Source organism: Paenibacillus sp. JT22N12 (assembly GCF_056269365.1).
Genome location: NZ_JBWDNU010000002.1, coordinates 318,605 through 337,369, shown reverse-complemented (window position 1 = coordinate 337,369; position 18,765 = coordinate 318,605). Strand labels below are relative to the sequence as shown.

The 18,765-nt window shown below is 49.7% G+C and carries 15 protein-coding genes and 1 other RNA gene; 2 read left to right on the top strand and 14 right to left on the bottom strand.

Annotation, left to right across the window (positions count from 1 at the left end; genetic code table 11):
* Positions 1–43 precede the first annotated feature (43 nt).
* On the bottom strand, positions 44–1,459 hold the full coding sequence (locus AC0YOA_RS07170) for a polysaccharide deacetylase family protein (protein ID WP_475786022.1): 1,416 nt from the start codon (positions 1,457–1,459) through the stop codon (positions 44–46).
* A gap of 227 nt (positions 1,460–1,686) precedes the next feature.
* On the opposite strand from AC0YOA_RS07170, the gene ytvI reads away from it, so the two are divergent.
* Positions 1,687–2,805, top strand: coding sequence for a sporulation integral membrane protein YtvI (gene ytvI / locus AC0YOA_RS07165; protein WP_210038058.1), 1,119 nt, complete (start codon positions 1,687–1,689; stop codon positions 2,803–2,805).
* A 147-nt stretch (positions 2,806–2,952) separates the two neighbouring features.
* On the opposite strand, the gene AC0YOA_RS07160 is transcribed toward ytvI, so the two are convergent.
* The 9 genes from AC0YOA_RS07160 to AC0YOA_RS07120 form a co-directional block, all read right to left on the bottom strand.
* The gene (locus AC0YOA_RS07160; RefSeq protein ID WP_475786021.1) at positions 2,953–4,548 is read right to left on the bottom strand and encodes a methyl-accepting chemotaxis protein; all 1,596 of its coding nucleotides are present in this window, start codon (positions 4,546–4,548) and stop codon (positions 2,953–2,955) included.
* A 46-nt stretch (positions 4,549–4,594) separates the two neighbouring features.
* Positions 4,595–6,622, bottom strand: coding sequence for a chemotaxis protein CheA (locus tag AC0YOA_RS07155; RefSeq protein WP_475786020.1), 2,028 nt, complete (start codon positions 6,620–6,622; stop codon positions 4,595–4,597).
* A gap of 37 nt (positions 6,623–6,659) precedes the next feature.
* Positions 6,660–7,088, bottom strand: a complete 429-nt coding sequence (locus AC0YOA_RS07150; protein ID WP_475786019.1) for a chemotaxis protein CheW — start codon at positions 7,086–7,088, stop codon at positions 6,660–6,662.
* Between the two features lie 28 nt (positions 7,089–7,116).
* Positions 7,117–8,199: a protein-glutamate methylesterase/protein-glutamine glutaminase gene (locus AC0YOA_RS07145; RefSeq protein ID WP_475786624.1), complete on the bottom strand. Its 1,083-nt coding sequence runs from the start codon at positions 8,197–8,199 to the stop codon at positions 7,117–7,119.
* Between the two features lie 17 nt (positions 8,200–8,216).
* Positions 8,217–8,849, bottom strand: a complete 633-nt coding sequence (locus AC0YOA_RS07140) for an HD-GYP domain-containing protein (protein ID WP_475786018.1) — start codon at positions 8,847–8,849, stop codon at positions 8,217–8,219.
* A 256-nt stretch (positions 8,850–9,105) separates the two neighbouring features.
* Positions 9,106–10,071, bottom strand: coding sequence for a tyrosine-type recombinase/integrase (locus tag AC0YOA_RS07135; protein WP_475786017.1), 966 nt, complete (start codon positions 10,069–10,071; stop codon positions 9,106–9,108).
* A gap of 951 nt (positions 10,072–11,022) precedes the next feature.
* Entirely contained in the window at positions 11,023–12,843 is a 1,821-nt protein-coding gene (locus tag AC0YOA_RS07130; protein ID WP_475786016.1) for a peptidoglycan D,D-transpeptidase FtsI family protein, read from the bottom strand.
* Between the two features lie 172 nt (positions 12,844–13,015).
* Complete coding sequence (gltC, locus tag AC0YOA_RS07125) at positions 13,016–13,915, bottom strand: glutamate biosynthesis transcriptional regulator GltC (protein ID WP_475786015.1); 900 nt, start codon at positions 13,913–13,915, stop codon at positions 13,016–13,018.
* A 35-nt stretch (positions 13,916–13,950) separates the two neighbouring features.
* The gene (locus AC0YOA_RS07120; RefSeq protein ID WP_475786014.1) at positions 13,951–14,562 is read right to left on the bottom strand and encodes a rhomboid family intramembrane serine protease; all 612 of its coding nucleotides are present in this window, start codon (positions 14,560–14,562) and stop codon (positions 13,951–13,953) included.
* Between the two features lie 100 nt (positions 14,563–14,662).
* Between AC0YOA_RS07120 and tpx the strand changes: the two genes are divergently transcribed.
* Positions 14,663–15,181 (top strand): thiol peroxidase, encoded by a 519-nt coding sequence (tpx, locus tag AC0YOA_RS07115; protein ID WP_475786013.1) that lies wholly within the window; start codon positions 14,663–14,665, stop codon positions 15,179–15,181.
* An 85-nt stretch (positions 15,182–15,266) separates the two neighbouring features.
* Here the strand turns inward: tpx and AC0YOA_RS07110 are convergent, their stop codons facing one another.
* The 4 genes from AC0YOA_RS07110 to cshA form a co-directional block, all read right to left on the bottom strand.
* Complete coding sequence (locus tag AC0YOA_RS07110; RefSeq protein WP_210046931.1) at positions 15,267–15,659, bottom strand: DUF1499 domain-containing protein; 393 nt, start codon at positions 15,657–15,659, stop codon at positions 15,267–15,269.
* 199 nt (positions 15,660–15,858) lie between these two features.
* A non-coding RNA gene (gene ssrS / locus AC0YOA_RS07105) (6S RNA) lies at positions 15,859–16,042 on the bottom strand.
* A gap of 67 nt (positions 16,043–16,109) precedes the next feature.
* Positions 16,110–16,877 carry a YesL family protein gene (locus tag AC0YOA_RS07100; protein WP_475786012.1) on the bottom strand — a complete coding sequence of 256 codons (768 nt, stop codon included), beginning with the start codon at positions 16,875–16,877 and terminating at the stop codon, positions 16,110–16,112.
* A gap of 251 nt (positions 16,878–17,128) precedes the next feature.
* The gene (cshA, locus tag AC0YOA_RS07095) at positions 17,129–18,742 is read right to left on the bottom strand and encodes a degradosome RNA helicase CshA (RefSeq protein WP_210046929.1); all 1,614 of its coding nucleotides are present in this window, start codon (positions 18,740–18,742) and stop codon (positions 17,129–17,131) included.
* Positions 18,743–18,765: the final 23 nt, after the last annotated feature.

Sequence of the window (18,765 nt, the reverse complement as noted above, 5' to 3'; positions counted from 1 at the left end):
GCATACATGACTCTCTTGGCAGCAAAAACAAAAAGAAATGCCGTCAAGGAGTATATTCCCTGGCGGCATTTCCATTATCATAGACGGCATGCGATACTGCTGGCCGACCCGGCGTTTGCAGCTTGTCATCGAAGTCCGCTGCAGCAGTCCACTTGGGAGTAAAGTCATCCCCCTTGCCGTATCGATGCCAGAACTCCTCCATCGACATGGCAATAATTCGTGGTGTCAGCTTGCTGCCTTGCTCTTTAATTCTGCGTTTCCCTGAAGGATGCAGCACCCTCAGAAGAAGCTTTAAGTATATCCGTGTCATTTTATCGAATAAGCCCTTGGGCAGATCCAGGACGCTAAACCCGAACTGCTCTGCGCCCCGGTTAATCATGCTGATTCCATACAAGCCCTGAACATGCTCAAATTCCTGTCGTCCCGCAATTTGAGCGGCAAGCTTGGGCATTCCCTTCTCCACTTCACGGATAAGCCGAATGGCAACATGCATCATGGAGCGGGCTTCGGTCATCAATTGAAACAGCTTGTTGTTGTCAAAATGCAGCTCGATTACCTCATCCTTATCCTTGATGACCTGACCATCTGAAAGCATAAGCGGCTCTCCGCGGTAAGGAACAACCCGGATATGAAAGATGGAGTCTGCCCCGCCGGATTTTACCCGGAAAAGAAAATGGAAAATTTTCTCCCAGCCCATCCAGCAGGCAATGGAAGAACGCTTCAGCCATCCAAGAGCGCGGCGGCTTGTTTTGTGCCGGTCCGTAATGGCGATCATTTCGTTAATGGCCACGAACCTATAGCCCCGGTTCACGCCCTCTTCGAGATAAGTCTCCAAAGCCTCCAGCATATTGGCCGGAGCCTCAAGATCCGCGCCGAATGTTGCGCCGCAGTCATGCAGCAAGATGATCTCGCCAGGGCGGAGTTTTTTCATCAGCCGCTTCTTCAAGCGTCTGACACCAACTCTTTTGCGCCAATCGCCAAACAGGGATGACCATAATATAATCTGCAAATGTCCCATATTGGAGAAATCAAATAAATTCACGATTCCCCATGGAGGCCGATAATACGCGGAAGGAGCTCCCGTTGCCTGTTTGATCAGCTCCGACGTGCGGTGAATTTGTCTTGTAACCGTTCTTGGACGCATGAACCAGTTGGACTTATGAACATAATTATGAATTCCGATAATGTGACCTTCATCATGCATGCGTTTGAGCAGTTCTGGATGCTTCTCCGCATGAATGCCGACAACAAAAAATGTGGCTTTTGCATTGTAACGCTTTAACAAGTCAAGCAGTAAAGGGGTATATTTTGGATCCGGTCCATCATCGAATGTAAGAGCAATTTCATGACTGGCAAGTCCTTTCTTAAACACTCGAAAGCCGAAGGTTCGGCTTATAATACCCGGAAGAAAAGCATAAAACGTCAAAATATAAAAGCCCCATAGCAGGAAGTTTTCCATATCTCTATCCCCACCACCCTAGTTTATATCCCTGCTAATACTGGTAGACGGAGCACTAATGTTCCCTCGTTTCATTGTAACATAATGCTGACGAAAACGGCTATGGTTTGATGTTAAGCCTTTGTTTTTTCCTTGTGACTAATTGAAAGAAATATTGGGAAACTCTAGAAAATTAGTGTACAATCATGAGGGATATTCAAGCATCATATGTGTAAAGGAGTAAAAAAATGATTTCCTTCTACCAAAAATATTGGCGCACCGCTTTTGATATTGCGCTGATCGTGCTCACCGTATACCTGATCATGCTGGCCTTCAGTTATGTGTACCGCATTGCCACTCCGATATTCCTCTGCTTCGTTATCTTTATGTTTATTGAACCGCCAACCAGATGGATGACCAGAATCGGTATTCGAAGATCAATTGCAGCCGCCATATCCGTGCTTATTTTCACGCTTATTATTCTTGGAGCATTTGTAGGGGCAGGATTCATTATGACATCCCAAATTACCGGACTTGCTGAAAAGCTTCCTTATTATCAGCAATTATTCACGGATCAATTCCAGAAAAATTCGGCATTTTTTGCAGACAAAATGCAGGCGCTTCCGCCTGGCTTAACGGATAAAGCAACCGAGGTTGTAGGGTACATCACAAACTGGGGCCAAAAAATCGCCACTACTTTTCTGCTTTCCCTGGGCGGTTATCTGAAATCCGTCTCCACCTTCATTTTAAATTTTGCCATCGGCATCATTCTGGCTTATTTTCTCAGCCTCGAAATTGCCGATTGGAAAAAAATGGCCAGCGAGAAAACACCCCGAACGTTCAAAACCGCCTATTATTTTTTACGCAATAATGTATTTGCCGGAATAAGCGGTTATCTCAAGGCGCAGGGCAAGCTGATTTCCATCACCTTTTGCGTAATATTCGTTTGTCTCCTGCTGCTTGGCGTGGACAATGCGTTTTCTATCTCTTTGCTTTCCGCCGTGTTTGATGTTCTCCCTCTTCTCGGCGTGGGTACGGTCTTCATTCCCTGGATCATCTATTTGTTCATCGTTGGCCAAACGACTTTGGCCATATGGCTTACAGTATTATTCCTTGTCGTTGTGCTGACCAGACAGATCCTTGAGCCGAAAATCACCGGAGATACGCTTGGTGTTTCCGCCTTTACTATGCTCGCGTTCATGATCATTTCGCTCTCTTTGTTCGGCATTGCGGGCGTGATCCTGTCGCCGATTTTAATGATTTTAATCAAGGCCTTATACGATCAGGGATATTTTCACCGGTGGATTCATTTGCCCAAGGGAGAATATGATCAGACGTCTCAAGAACCGCCCCAAACGATGCCTTGACGAAAAACGTGCATAAGCAAAGGCCATGTCTCCTTCAAGATTGAAAGGGACATGGCCTTTGCTGTGAGGGCGAAGATTCATTGCAAAACGATTCAGATGCTTATAGCTCTGAACTTTATATCCGGCAGAGTTCATTCACATCCGCTATTATCTGCCATCCCATCGAAAGACTTCGACGGCTGCTTGCAATTCTTCAGCCAGCTGGGCGAGCGATTGAGCGGTAGCGGACGTTTCTTCGCTGCTTGCCGCCGCTTCCTCTGCTGCCGACGAGATGTTCTCCACAGCCGATAGCACCGTTGATGCCTGTGCCGCCTGTTCTTCGCTCGCCGCTGCAATCTCTGTTACCTTCTGTCCGGCTTGGTCCACCATTGCCGCGATTTTCCGGAAAGATTCTCCTGTCTGACGCGACAGGTCGGAGCTGGCCTGAACGGCCGTAACGCTTCGTTTCGTATTATCCTGCATGCCTTTTATGATACCCGCAATCTGTTTGGTCGCCTCTCCGCTGCGCTCCGCGAGCTTGCGGACTTCATCGGCAACCACCGCAAAGCCCCGTCCCTGCTCACCCGCGCGGGCAGCCTCGATAGCGGCATTAAGGGCAAGCAGATTCGTCTGATCCGCAATATCCTCAATGACCTCGATGATCTCGCCGATCTTCTGTGAATCATCCTCCAGCCGGGACATCTGGGAGCTGACAGCCTGCATGCTTTCGATGGAGGACGTGATCACTTCTCCTCCCTCTCTGGCAATATCGATGGTTTGATCCGAAAGCTCGGAGGCTTCTTCCGTATTCCGTGCGACCGAATGAATGGCCGCTGAAAGCTCGATAAACAATTCATTGATAGTCTGTGCAGCGGTCGCCTGATTAGTCGTTCCACCGGCAATTTCTTCAGTGCTGGCCGATATTTGCTGGGCTGCCGCCGCAACACTATGAGAGGAGGAGGTGATGCTTCTCACAATATTCCGCAAATTATCCACCATATTATTGACCGCCGCTGCAAGTCTGCCCACCTCATCCTTTGTTTGGATGTTATTCTTCTCGCGCAAATCGCCGACCGCCACCTTATCAACCAGCTGAACCAGCTTGTTTAATGGCCTTGAAATAATTTGCGCGATATAATATCCAAAGGCAATACAAAGCAGGATGGAAGCAATAATGATGCCGATTGTCAGATTACGCGACTGATTGAACATTTCGACGTTCTGATTGTTGGACTGGTCCGCATGGGCGATATTCAAATCGTTCAGCCTGTCCAATATCGCGCCAAGTGCTGTGCTTGATTCCAATAGCACTCCTTCTGTAAATTCAAGCATCTCATCATTCCGATCGGCGTCGGCAAGCTCAATCAGATGCGCGAATTTGTTTTGATAAGCGGCCCACGCACTTTCAAACGGGGCAAGCGCCGTCCTGGACTCATCGCTCATCATCGTATTTTTGAATAATTCCATTCGATCGGTAACCCTATCCTTGATGGCTTCGTAGCTATCCTGGTTTTGTTTCCGGTCGGCTGCAGTCTCATCGATGTACAAATCACGGGCAAGCTTGCGAATTTCCATCACATCCACCTCGGTTTGCGCCAAATAATTGACGGGCAGTAAATTATCCGAATACATGGCCTGGAGATTCGTGTTGAAGATGCCCAGATTGCTTAATCCATAAAGCCCTACAAAAGCGAGAATACACGCAATGACCAGAAATGAGGAGATCAGCTTTATGCTGGTTTTTAAGTTATAGAACCATTTCATACATGTCCACCCCGATGATTTTAATGGTTTCCGCTATTGATGTACGTCACGCGCTTCTTGTCACCAGCTTGATAATTCCGCCAATCTCCAGGATCAGGCCCACTCTGCCGTCCCCCAGAATCGTCCCGCCCGAAATCCCCTCAATATTCCCCATATAACGGCCCAGTGACTTGATGACTATCTCCTGGTTGCCGATCAATTCATCAACCGCCAGCGCGATCCTCTTGTCTCCGCGCCCAACAATAACAATTGGAATTTGCCTGCTTCGATGGTCCCTGCGCTCATAGTGAAAGTAATCATGCAACCAGCTGACAGGGATGACCTGATTGCGGATCGTCACTACGGGCATTCCTCCGACCGTACTGATATGCTCTGGGGCAATACGTACAATCTCCGATACACTGCTTATCGGAATAATGAAAATCCGGTCGCCGATATCGACCAGAAGGCCTGTAATGATAGCCAGCGTTAGCGGCAGCCGGATCCGGAACAATGTCCCCTTGCCGATATTCGTCTCAATCTGGATTAGTCCGTTCATTCGCTCAATTTCCGTCCGCACAATATCCATACCGACGCCGCGGCCCGATACATCGCTTATCTGTTGAGCGGTTGAAAATCCCGGATGAAAGATGAGATGTACCGCATCCTGATCCTTCAGCAGAGCTGCTTCCGCAGCCTGAATGATTCCTTTTGCCACAGCTGATTGCCGGATGCGTTCCGGATCAATGCCCGCTCCGTCATCCTGTATGGTTATGAGCACCTGATTATCCTCATGAGAAGCGCTGATCCGCAGCGTTCCCTTCGCCTGCTTGCCGGCGTCAAGACGCTTGTCTGGCTCCTCGATACCATGATCAATGGCATTGCGGATCAGGTGGATAAGCGGATCTCCAATATCTTCGATCAAGGTGCGGTCAAGCTCTGTTTCCTTTCCCTCAATGACGAGCTCCACTTCTTTATGCAGGATATGAGCCAAGTCCCGCACCATCCGGGGGAAGCGGTTGAACAGCTGCTCGATGGGAAGCATGCGGACCTTCATTACGCTTTCCTGCAGCTCGCCGATAGTCCTGGTCAGATGATCGGATAAATGCCCCAGCTCCTCCACTGCCTCATCAGGACCAAATTTCTGATAGAAGGCTTTCTCCATCTGCTGGATGCGCGTCTGTGCGATGACAAGCTCCCCTACCAGGTTCATCATATTTTCCAGCCGCTCCACATTGACGCGGATCGTCTGTCCCTTGGCTTTCTCAAAATGCCCCGGCGGAGCAATGCTTTCGGACTCGGCCCCGACCTGCTCGTCCTGCTCGTCTTGCTCGTCCAGTGATGCCGCCGCTTGCAGTTCTGTCCAATCGCAAGCATCAACGAGCACCTCATCCACATCCGTCATTTCTCCGATTATGTCCCCCAGCTCATCAAGCGGCAGCGCTGTGGACAGCAGCCATCGGTTCTGAATCACGTTTTCTTCCATATCGCGGCCTTTGAATGCCGTATCCGACCAATAGACGTTTTCGGTTTCCCGCAATCTGCAGTCGATCAGACTGAGCCTGGCCAGCTTCATTTCACAGCTCTGGCAGATGGTGACGCTCACCCATGCCGGTACGCGCCCAAGTTCAGCCTGCTCCTGTAAGGATTGCAATACCTCATGCGTAAAGATTGCAATTTGAGGCTGTACCCCGGATGCCTCCGCTGGATGGGATATGCCGCCGAACGACTGCAGCTCCCGAATCAGATGCTCCATATTCGAGCGCTCGCTATTCGTGTTTATAATTTCGGCCTGCAGCCTCTTCATGCCATCCGAGCATTTGAAGAACAAATTAGTCATCGCCTTATTAACGGCAAGCTTGCGGTTCCTCACATCATCCAGCAAATGCTCCATCTCATGCGTCAATATTTTCATTTTTTCATAGCCCATCGCCGCTGATGAACCTTTCAGAGTATGAGCTGCGCGGAACAACCGGCTGATCGCAGCATCGGATTGTCCTTCCTTCTCGAGGCGCAGCACCTCTTCGTCCATACACTGGAGCTGTTCCTCGAGCTCTTCCAAATAAACGGCCCGAAATTCTGACAAATCGTCCATCGCCGCTCCTCCTCAGGGGTTTTCCATTTCGGGAGCCTTAACTATCCTGGATCAATACCTCATCCATTTTCAGAATGCCGACCAAGCCTGCAGTTGAAATGCCGATACCGGCAAAATAACTGCCGTTGATTCCCCCTATCCGCTCGGGAGGAGGTTGAATGTCGGTGAAGGTGGTCACCTGATTGACCCGATCCACAATAAGGCCTATATACTCCAGCGTGTGATTGACGACCACAATTCGGGTTGATTTCCTTGCCGGCGTTTCCTGAAGCTCGAACAACCGGCTTAAATGGATAATCGGAACGATTTTCCCCCTTAAATTGATTACGCCTTTCACATAAGTGCGGCCGTTCGGGATTTCTGTAATATCCTGCATACGAATAATTTCATGAATAGCTGAGATTGGAATCGCATAATTCTCTTGGCCCAGCTCAAATTCGACAAACTGCTCATCTGAAACTCGCATCGCATAGCTCCGATCCGTAGGATGTGGGTTATTCTCTTGATAACGATAAAGATGGCAGTCCTGTCACCTCCCTCAGCTTCGCTGCGATATCTTCCAGGTCTACGATGTAATCCACCGCCCCCGTTTCAATTGCTGCTCGCGGCATCCCGAATACAACCGAGGATTCTTTCGATTGGGCAATCGTTGTGGCTGCTCCTGCCGCCTTGCCCTCAGCCAATGCTTCAGCTCCGTCGCTCCCCATCCCCGTCAGCATGACCAAATGCCGTTTCAGACCCTGCAGCGCCGAGACCGAAGTGAATAATTCATGCACGGACGGCATATGCAGCCCTTTGCTTGGCCGCTGGTGAAGCTTAATCCGGCAGACACCTCCCGTTTCCGCAATATTCATATGCCGGTCGCCCGGGGCAATATAGACACACCCGCCCTCCAGCCTGGCATCATGCTCCGCTTCCCTTACCGTGAGGGAACAGTTGTGATTCAAACGCTCCGCCAGCGACGCTGTGAACGGCGACGGCATATGTTGGACAATGACAATGGCATGGGGGAAATCGGGAGACAAGCCCTGGAGTACCGTTAATAAAGCCTGCGGACCGCCGGTGGATGCACCAATTGCAATAAGATGCCTGGGCGGCAAACCTCGTTTAGAAGGCGGGATCTGGTTTTTGGGGAGGGGGGAGTACTTAAGCTTAAGCAAATTCGGCAACGAAACCTGTGCGGCCGTTTTGATTTTTTCAGCCAATTCCTGCTTGACCTTGTACAGATCGATTGATAATGCGCCCGAGGGCTTATGTATAAAATCAACTGCCCCATACTGAAGCGCTCTGATGGTGGCCGCTGCTCCGGTCTCCGTCAGCGAGCTCAGCATGAGAACAGGTGTAGGCTTCTCCGCCATAATTCGTTTCAATGCGTCCAAACCATTTATAACCGGCATTTCGATATCAAGCGTGATGACATCCGGGGCAAGCTGCTTGGTCAGCTCAATCGCCTGCAGTCCATTCCGCGCGGTGCCGATGACTTCCAGCGCATTGTCTTCACTAATGTACCTGCTGACCATATTTCTCATAAAAGCGGAGTCATCCACGACCAATACTTTAATGGCCAATGCCAGCACCTCATCCATTCCAAGGTTTAACGTTTGCGAAAGAAATAATAGAGATCGGACATTTGTTCGGACAAGGACAGAAAAAGATCAACGATTTCTCCGTCAAACTGTTTATTTTTGTGCAAAATGAGTTCCGCCTTCGCCTCTTCAAAAGTGATCGGCTTACGGTAAGAACGGGTGGTCAGCATGCAGTCGAACGCATCAAGAATCGCACATACCCTGGCCTGAAAGGGGATTTCCTTGCCTTTTAACCCGCTTGGATAGCCGTTGCCGTCCCACCGCTCATGATGATGCTTCACCAGATCAACAATTCCCTGCTCCGTATATACCTGCTCCAGCAGCAATTCCGCTCCCAGCTCAGGATGCAGCTTTATGATCTTCCACTGCTGGTCCGACAAAGGCCCTTCCTGCTCAAGGATTCTCGATGGAACGAACAGTTTGCCTATATCATGCAGGAAACAGCCTCTGATCAGCATCTCCTTCTCACTGGTACCCAATTGCAGCGCCGGAGCGAACTTCTCTGCCAGAAAAGCTACCCTCACACCATGCTGATAAGTCCGAGGGCTTTTGATCTCAAGCGAATTCATCCAATGTATCGTTTCCGCTTTAATGCTAGGGCGGACATCCCACTCCATATCCGCCTCATATAGACGTTTCACGCTATGCACCATCCTTGTCTGCTGTCAGTAGAAACCATCGTATGAGGATTAGTATTCCGAATAGCTGCCTTTATAAAAAAATAAGACTTTAGGAGGATATTATTATTGCAAATATAACCGATGTCGTACAATAGTAGTTATGCGACATAATTCACTCAAATTCGCCAATATTCGACGACTGCTTTCAAATAGAATTATAGGATATTAATCCCATTAAAACAAGCGAAAATAAATCATGCCTATTACAAAAGGACTATTATTCTGGGATATAATCATGCAGATAATCCATTACAAAGTCAGGCGCGGCTTTTTTTAATTGCTCTACAGTATGCAAATAACGTTGGGTTGTATTCATATGGGCATGCCCCAGCGTTTCCTGTACTTGCTGGAGTGAGGCTCCATTCAATAAGGCCAATGTAGCATAGGTGTGCCGAAGCCAATGCGGAGTAAGTTTCTTATTGGTGACGCATCGGTCACCGGTATCGCGTATAATACGTTCGATTTGTCTCGTTGTCACAGGAAATAACACAAGCTCCGGCGCTGGTAAGCCAGGAGCAGAAATGGCTTCCACATAGCGAATGCTCAGTGACCACAAACGATTAGGGACTTTAACCTCGCGGGATTTTCCGCCTTTTGCCTTGTTGATTGTAAGCCAAATGGAGGTTTCAGAAGAATCCGCATAGAAGTCCTTCCACTTAATCCCCGTTAATTCCGACACCCTCAATCCGAGCAGGACCAAATATAACCCGATCAGATAATTTCTCATGTTTTGCCGCTTCAAGGCATTCAGCAGCTTTCCAACTTCACTTTTGGTCAAGAAATGCTTGCGGCTGTTCATGGGAACCGCGGGTAAACGAATGGATGTGGTCGGATTATGCACAAACAGATCTATATTGGAATCGCTTCCCCATTTATACATGGACTTCAGCGGTGCAATAAAGGCAGCCACACTGGCTGGCGCCAAAGGCTTTCCGGTTGCTCCCCATTTCCCTTCAATTAACCCTGTCTTAAAAGCCTCTACTTCCTGCCAGGTCACATTCTTTAGCGACTTGTACGAAATAAATTGCCGGAACCGTTCAATCGCCCGGCTGTAGTTTCTCTTCGTATTCTGGGATCTTACACAGGCGACCAGAAACATATTTATAATTTGGTCATCGCTGTAGCCGGAACTATAGGGTAAAACCACTAATTCGGTTGCTTTTTCCTCTGAGACTTTCCTCATGCTGATGCAAGCTCCTCCTCTTCATGTCGCATAACTACTATTGTACGACATCGAATACAACATGAAATATATGTCTTAATTATTATACTGCATTCTTTTATTTGAAACTTCTACAGGTTAAAACTGGAAAGTCGGTCACTGGTTATTGATGATCAGTTGCCGGCTTTTTGTTTATTACGTCCTCCCTAAATCCCTCCAGAGGAGGGACCCCAAAGGGCCGCCGGCTCTCTGGACACCTGGGTCCGATAACGTCGGAGTTACACAGAAACGCTCTCTCGCCGCTGCCTGCTTGGCCCGTTTACGTCCCTTGCGGGACACACTTTCTTTCGTCCATTCCCTCCCTAAATCCCTCCAGAGGAGGGACCCCAAAGGGCCGCCGGCCCTCTGGACACCCGGATCCGATAACGTCAGAGTTACACAGAAACGCTCTCTCGTTACTGCCTGCTTGGCCCGTTTACGTCCCTTGCGGGACACACTTTCTTTCGTCCATTCCCTCCCTAAATCCTTCCAGAGGAGGGACCCCAAGGGCCGCCGGCCCTCTGGACACCTGGATCCGATAACGTCAGAGTTACACAGAAATGCTCTCTCGTTACTGCCTGCTTGGCTCGTTTTTCGTCCCTTGCGGGACACACTTTCTTTCGTCCATTCCCTCCCTAAATCCCTCCAGAGGAGGGACCCCAAGGGCCGCCGGCCCTCTGGACACCCGGATCCGATAACGTCGGAGTTACACAGAAACGCTTTCTCGCCGCTGCCTGCTTGGCTCGTTTTTCGTCCCTTGCGGGACACACTTTCTTTCGCGCACCTGGGGTGCCTGGTGGACTCCGTCCCATAATAACGTTGGCGGGACACAGATTGTGGTTTTCTGAGACAATTGTTTGGAGTTTACTTAGACCCCATTTTTCTCCTACGGAACACGTCGGGAGAGGATTGCATTAGAATAGTGATTGAATGTTACCCCTCGGCGAGGATATCCATTACACCGCGAAATAAGGCCGTCGCCTTATTTGATGAATCGGGAGAACGATTCTCGGCTAATACTGCTACCGTGTAACGCGGGGCTTTCAGAGGCCCATACCCTGCAAACCACTGGTTGTTCCGCTTGATGCCCTCTCTGAGGGTCTCAGCAGTGCCTGATTTGCCCGCGACCTGCCATATGCCTCTATTGATTGACCGGCCTGTTCCGTTAGTGACAACGGCTTCCATGCCTCTTAAAAGCGCATGTGCTGTCTTGGTCGTTATACGGCCATAACGGGAAGAGGAATTCATGCGAGGCAGCACCGCCATTCGCTGTCCATTTGCATAACGAATCTCACTTACAAGACGTGGTTCCATCACTTGTCCACCATGAAGCAGCGTCAATACCAGATTAGCCGCCTGCAGAGGCGACATGGTGACATCGCGCTGACCGATTCCTGTTTGCGCCAGCTGCCCGCCATCCCGATGATCGGGGAACGCTGCGAACAACGCCCCCGCTTCTTCCTCCTGCAGCAGCCGCAGCGGCTTTCCAAGCGGCGAGAAGGGCCGGGGATCATACCAGCCAATCTTGCGGCCAATCCCCAGCTTGTCCGCTGTCACAGCCAACTGGGCAGGCGTCAACCGTTCGGCTATTGTCGCAAAGGCAATATTGCAGGATTGGGCAAGGGCTTCACGCAGTGTAAGTCGGCTATGTCCCCCCTCCTTCCAGCAGTGGAGGCCATAATGACCGTAATCCCCATCACATTCGAACACTTCCCGCTCCTCCGTCAGATCTGCTTCCAATGCAGCTGCGGCGGTAACCAGCTTGAAAATGGATCCAGGCGTTGTTACTCTGACCGCGTGGTTAGCCATGTCGGTTCCTGTTTTTTTCAAAGAATCCGGCGCAAGCAGCGGCCGCGAAACCATGCTGACAATATCGCCCGTATGGGCATCCAGCACGACGACCGCCCCTTCACGGAGACCATGCGCATCGGCATATGCCTCAATCTTGTTTTGCAGCGGCAAATCCAGAGTCGTAACAACCTTAAGGGGATAATAGGGATTATCCGGACTGGTTAATCGCATATCCAATCCATTAAGTGGCTTGTCCGAACCATCGGTGAAAAAAGAGACTGAAGTTGCACCGGTCCCCCGGAGCAAGCTGTCCAGTGACCTTTCCAGGCCTGCTCCGCCCACCTGATCGGTCAGCTTCATTTTACGCTTGCTAAGTTCACGCTCGTATCGGGTTTGAAGCAGCTCGGGATGCTGACTGATGTAGCCGATCGCGTGCTTGGCATCGAACCCGGAGGGATAACGGTTCCGGTAAGGCAAAATACGGACGCCGTCCAGCCTCAAGCCGCTAATGGTATCCAGCTGCTGCTTACTGAGCTTATGCGGTGCAGACTCGCCCGCCACCTGCCAGAATGACGGCGCCTTCAAGCCTTCCATCCATACCTGGAGCTTTCCGGCACTGACATCCAGTGCGGCTGCCAGCTTCTCAATTTCGCTCCGCTGCTGCCCGTGATTCCGAATTTCCTTCTGCACAGGAAATACCGCCAGTCCTTGATACGACTCACCAGTCAATGCCAGCCCGCTGCGGTCCACAAAATCTCCCCGCCCGCTGTCAAGCAGCAGCCCCCGCTCCCGCTGTGCGACCGCCTCCCGCTTCCAATTCACACTGCGGCTGGTAGCCGGAGCGGCTGGCATCAGCTGCAGCCAGGCAAGCCGCAGCACAAATATCCCAAGCACAGCGCTCATACCAAGCAGAACGATAAAAACACGCCGATTCCTCCTTATCCGGCGTTCCCTTCCGTTCATCGATTTTCCTCCTCATGCATGACGCTGAACTGCCCGTTACAGGGCAGAATTCGACAATACCTCCTATTATCTCCTATTCCAGCCGTTTCATCCTATGCCTGACAAAGAACCTCCAATGCCAAGATCGAGGCAAAAATAAAGAGCCCGCCATTCAGCGGGCCCATCGTCATTGTTATTTAATACCCTTGCAGCTGAAATAATCAAGCAGAAAGCTTTGAAACACTTTGGCTACAAGCGGCAGCTTTTCGTTGGAACGATAGATCAGACCGATCGTTCTCGTCACAGTAGGGGATTTCACCCTGACTTTGACGGGCTGCAAAGGCCCTGAGGGGTACAACGCCATTTCCGGAAGCAGGCTGACTCCCATCCCGGCAGCGACCAGACCGCGAATCGTATCGGTCTCTTCCCCCTCAAACCCGATATGGGGCGTGAAGCCCGCTTCCCTGCAGGCATCCCATACAATCGGACGCAGAGAATACCCCTGGCTGAACAGCACAAAATTATCATCCTTCAGCTGAATCAAATCGATAATATCTTCTCCGGCCAAATGATGGTTGGGCGGGAGGATGGCGAACAATTCTTCCGTCAGTACCGTCTCTCCTGTAACATGACCATGCTGCTCGGGAAACGGCGATACGAAAGATAAATCAACTTCGCCCTTAACCACGTCCCGGATCAGTGAAGGATACATCCCCTGCTTAAAGCGGAAGGTGACATTGGGATGCAGCTTCCGGAACGTCGAGACGATTTCGGGAATGAGAGAAAACCCGAGACTATGCGGAAAGCCCAGCCTGATCTCCCCTTTCTCGGGGTCAAGAAATTCATGCACATCCGAAACAGCCCGTTCCAAATCAGCCAAAATCACTTCGGCTCGTTTCAAGAAAAGCGCCCCCACCGGAGTCAGCTGCAAATTGCGTCCCTTTTGCAGAAACAGCTTTGCACCAAGCTCCTGCTCCAGCTGATGGATTTGGCGACTTACCGCCGATTGTGCGACATGCAGCTCTTCAGCCGCCTGCGTCACATGTTCCTTTTTGGCTACTTTAACAAAATAATGCAGCTGTCGAAGCTCCATGAATTCCCTCTTCTCCTTCGTTCCCGTCCGTACGTTTAGTAACGTTTTCTTTTGTTGATGGTATACCAGTCAAATCCATAAGCCAGAACAAACCCGGCAAACAAACCGCCTATATGAGCCCAAATACCAATTCCCGGTACAAAAACGGAGTATATAAGACCAAAAATCAAGATCACATAGACCGTTTTGCGGGATGCCTCATCCAGTGATTTCTTCATCAGGGCCAGATAAAGATAGGCGCCATAGATGCCGTAAATCGCTCCGGAAGCACCTGCTCCTGCCGTCTGAGCCTCCGCTATGGCGCTGAACAGATTGCCGACAATTCCGCTGATCAGATAGAACAGCGAGTAATGGATATGCCCAAGCATCTTCTCCAGCGGAGGAGCAAAAATCAGAATGGCAAACATATTAAAGAACAAATGCTGAAAACCAAGATGAAGAAACACCGCCGTCACATAACGCCAAGGTTCTTCCAAGGAGAAATAATTCTCATAGGGATCGCTGTAAAATATGCCCCGTTCGAGCAGCGCATGGTTGCCGCTGAGCTCATCGACCAGAAATACGAGCAAATTCAGGGCAATAATAATCGCTGTGACCGGATACATCCGCAGATAGCCGCGAAAGCTTTCATATCGTAGAAAGATCATCCTTTTCCTTCTTTCTCATATATTGGACAACAGCAATTCATTATGATTATAATAAATTTGTTATGAAACATACAATTATTTAGAAGGAGGACGTTTTCCAATGGCACAAGAACGCACAGGCGTGGCTACCATCAAAGGAAACCCGCTTACACTGATTGGTCCCGAACTGAAAAAAGGTGATGCAGCACCAGATTTTCAACTGAACAAATCATTGGTGGATGTCGTCTCATTAAAAGATTTCGCTGGCAAGGTTAAACTCGTTAGCGTTGTTCCCTCCATCGATACCGGCGTATGCGACGCTCAAACCCGCCGTTTCAACGAAGAGGCTGGCAAGCTCGGTGATCAAGTGGTCGTACTTACCGTCAGCGTCGACCTTCCGTTTGCCCAAGCGCGCTGGTGTGGAGCTGCAGGCGTTGAGAATGTGGTTATGCTGTCCGACTACAAAAACAACAACTTCGGTGAAGCTTATGGCGTACTGATTAAAGAACTTCGCCTGGACTTCCGCAGCATCTTCGTTATTGACAGCAATGATACCATTCAATACGTTGAAGTGCTGGGCGAAATGACCGAGCATCCAAACTATGAGAACGCGATTGAAGCGGTAAAAGCGCTCGTATAAATTACATACGGGTGAACAGGTGCGATGGTTGCGCGCCAATTCACAACAAAAGCGAGAGAAGGATTTTTCCTTCCTCGCTTTTTGTTTATATACCAGATGTTTTATAAGCAGCAAGCTTCTTGTCAATCGTTCGGTAAATATCAAGAATCGTACGATAATTGGAACCTAGATCGCCGAGTGAACCCCGTGAAGCCGAATAGATATCAATAGCGGATGTAACCGGATTCACACCAATCACCGACACTGTAATGTCCATGGTGCGACCCGTCATAGTACGTTTTTCGAGAACAATTTCTCCAACGGAAACGACCTCATGCAGTACTTTGTAGCCCTGCATTTTCTTCAATAAGGAGACAACTTCCTCCCACGCCTTATCCTTCGACAACTTGTAAAAATGGGATTTTAGCAATGGATCTTTCGCTTTATCGCCAGTCAGTTCATGACTGCGCAGCAACCCTATCAGGGTTCGCTTCAACAAAGGTGATCTCCCCCTCTAACGTCTATGTATGCTAACCAATATCATAGCATAATTCACACATTAAAAAAAAGGGGCTGCCCCCTTTTCTTGAAATATCAGCAAGGACCAGACAAGGCGTCATTCCTACCTGATATCTTTATTGGGAAGAAAGCAACTATGTCATATCAGGACGCTTCAGCCGCTTCTTCTTAATTTTGAAAAAAAACCCGCTAATGCCGTCCGACCCGCTTGCTTCTGAACCCGCTCTCGCAGGTGGGTGTCCGCAGGAACGTTTTTGAGGTCCCCTTTCGAGGGCATGTCAGCCGCGTTCCGATCTAGGTCTCCCGGGAAACAGCCATTGGTTCAAAACAACGTAAAGCCGTAACGAGCAAAAGCAGGATGTACTCATTATTATAGAGGTTTTTGAATCAAAAGTAAACGTAAAGCAGCTGCTAATTTAGGGAGCAATCGCTAGCTGTCCTTTTTCACTTCTTCATTGAGATTCATCAATTCAGCCTCAGCTTCGGCTTCAGCGGCTTTCTCCGCCTGCAGCTGCAGCTTCGTATAAATCTGATAAAAACCCCAGAACGAAATGGCCGCAACGATACTGCCTGTGAAGAAAGGCACCAGGAACATCAACTTAGGCGAGCTGAAGCTGATATAAACGACTACGCCGCACATGATGGCGGTGGACAATGAGCGGAAAGGACGGCCGATAGTCAGGAGCACTGCATTCTTGAGCAGTTGAAACGTCTTCATATGGTAATGGACGACCATAGAGAAGAAGTTAAACAAGGAAACGGCAAGCAAGGCCATGATTGCAATGAATAAATAAGAAACCAGCTGAAGATACTTCAATTCTTTCAAGTATACCTGGAAATCAACAATCAGAATGGCGAACAAAATAACATACAAAATGCCGCCTATCATGCTTTGCAGATAGCTCTCCTTGTAATTCCGGAAAAATGTACGCAGAAGCGGGGCATCCACTTCCCCCATCACCCACTTACGGGCAACTCCGAACATAGCCGCCGTCGCCGGAAACAACGTAAAAGGCGCTATGATACTCGACAAGACAACACTGCTCAAAAATTGATCGGTGTTCTGAGCCATAATGACTGGAAAGATCAAGAAAATATACGGTATAGAACATAAAATCCACAATACATTCGTAACCGATAATCTCATGATCCACTCCGAGATCTTGTACAGCCCGCCCATTAAGCCTCTCATTTCCATGATTGCCTGAATCCCCCTAAAGGCGTTTTTCGCAAGAAAACGCTGCATCGTAAGTATGAGCCTTGGCGTTTCCGTAAGAAACGTGTACAGCAAGCGATTTCATTATTCTATATAACTATATAATAGGTTGCCCTTAATCGCCAACTCTTCATTCGTTCAACCCTTATACGAATCCATATTTTCCATTTAAATCAAGAAAAATGGGGCCACCCGCCCGATTGCTCGGCTATACGGATAGCCCCGGTTAACCATTAGTTGCGGTTGAAGTCCTCTGAAGATTGACGCGAACGGCGAGTATCGCTGCTGCTGCTGCGTCCCTGTGAGGAGCCTCTGCTTCCGCCTTGGCCATCACGGTCGCTGCGGTTGTAGCTGCTTCCGCTGCTGCTTCCGCCACTGCGGCTGCCGCCGTAGCCGCCGCGGCTATCGCTGCTGCGACCGCTGCTGCTTCCGCCGCGGGGACCGCTGCCAGTGCGGTTGCCGCCGCCAAAAGGTCCGCCGGAGAAACGACGGCCGCTCGAACGGACATCCGGTCTGCGTTTTTTAGCACGGATAGGATCTTCCGGTGTCAGCTCGATGCTGACATCCTTCTTCTCACCCGTGATCAGCTTGATGGCTGCTGCAAGCAGGTTGACGGAATCATATTGCTCCAGCAACTGGATCGTGATCGCTTTGAATTCATTGATCGAATCGCTCTCAACAAATTCAAGAATCCGTTCAGCCGTCAGGCGCTGTTTGCCTTCAATCGCTTCCGCAATGCTCGGCAGCGGCTTCTTGGCAATTTTGTGGCGCGTGACTTTCTCAATGAAATGCATGTGGTCAATTTCACGCGGAGTGACGAATGACCATGCCGTTCCTTCTTTGCCCGCGCGGCCTGTACGGCCGATCCGGTGAACATAGCTCTCCGGATCCTGCGGCAAGTCGAAGTTGATGACATGCGTTACGCCCGAAACATCAAGACCGCGCGCAGCCACATCCGTTGCAACGAGTACATCGATGCTGCCGTCACGGAATTTGCGCATGACGTTGTCACGTTGATTCTGTGACAAGTCGCCGTGAAGTCCGTCAGCGGAATATCCGCGTTTTTGCAGGGCTTCGCTAAGCTCATCTACCCGGCGCTTGGTGCGTCCGAAAATGATCGCCAATTCAGGTGATTCCATATCAAGCAAGCGGCTCAGTGCGTCAAACTTCTGACGTTCATGAACTTCAATGTAAGCCTGCTCGATCAGAGGCGCACTGATCTGGGTCGGAACGACGGAGACATGTTCCGGATTTTTCAGAAATTGCTGTGCCAGCCTCTGGATGTTAGCAGGCATCGTAGCTGAGAACAGCATGGTGTGGCGATTCTCAGGTACAAGAGAGAGGATTGTGGTAATGTCCTCCATAAAGCCCATGTCGAGCATTTCATCCGCTTCATCCAATACGACAGTTTGTACATCGTCAAGTCGAATGGTTTTGCGGTTAATATGATCAAGCAACCGTCCGGGTGTTCCGATAATGATTTGCGGCTTCTTTTTCAAGGAGCGAATTTGTCTTCCGATCTCTTGTCCGCCATATATCGGCAGCGAACGAAGACCTTTGTAACGGGTAAGCTTTCCGATCTCTTCCGAAACTTGAATGGCAAGCTCGCGGGTCGGGGTCATGATTAATGCGACGATACGCTCTTCGGTTACCGGAATCTTGTTAACGAGCGGGATTCCGAAGGCGGCCGTTTTGCCCGTTCCTGTCTGAGCTTGACCGATCAAATCGGTACCGGTCAGCGCAATTGGAATGGCTTTTGATTGGATGGGAGTGGATTCTTCAAACCCTAGCTCCGTGATGGCTTGCAAAACTTTAGGTTCCAAGCCGAATTCAGCAAATGTTTTCAAACTTTTTCAATCTCCTTCTATCT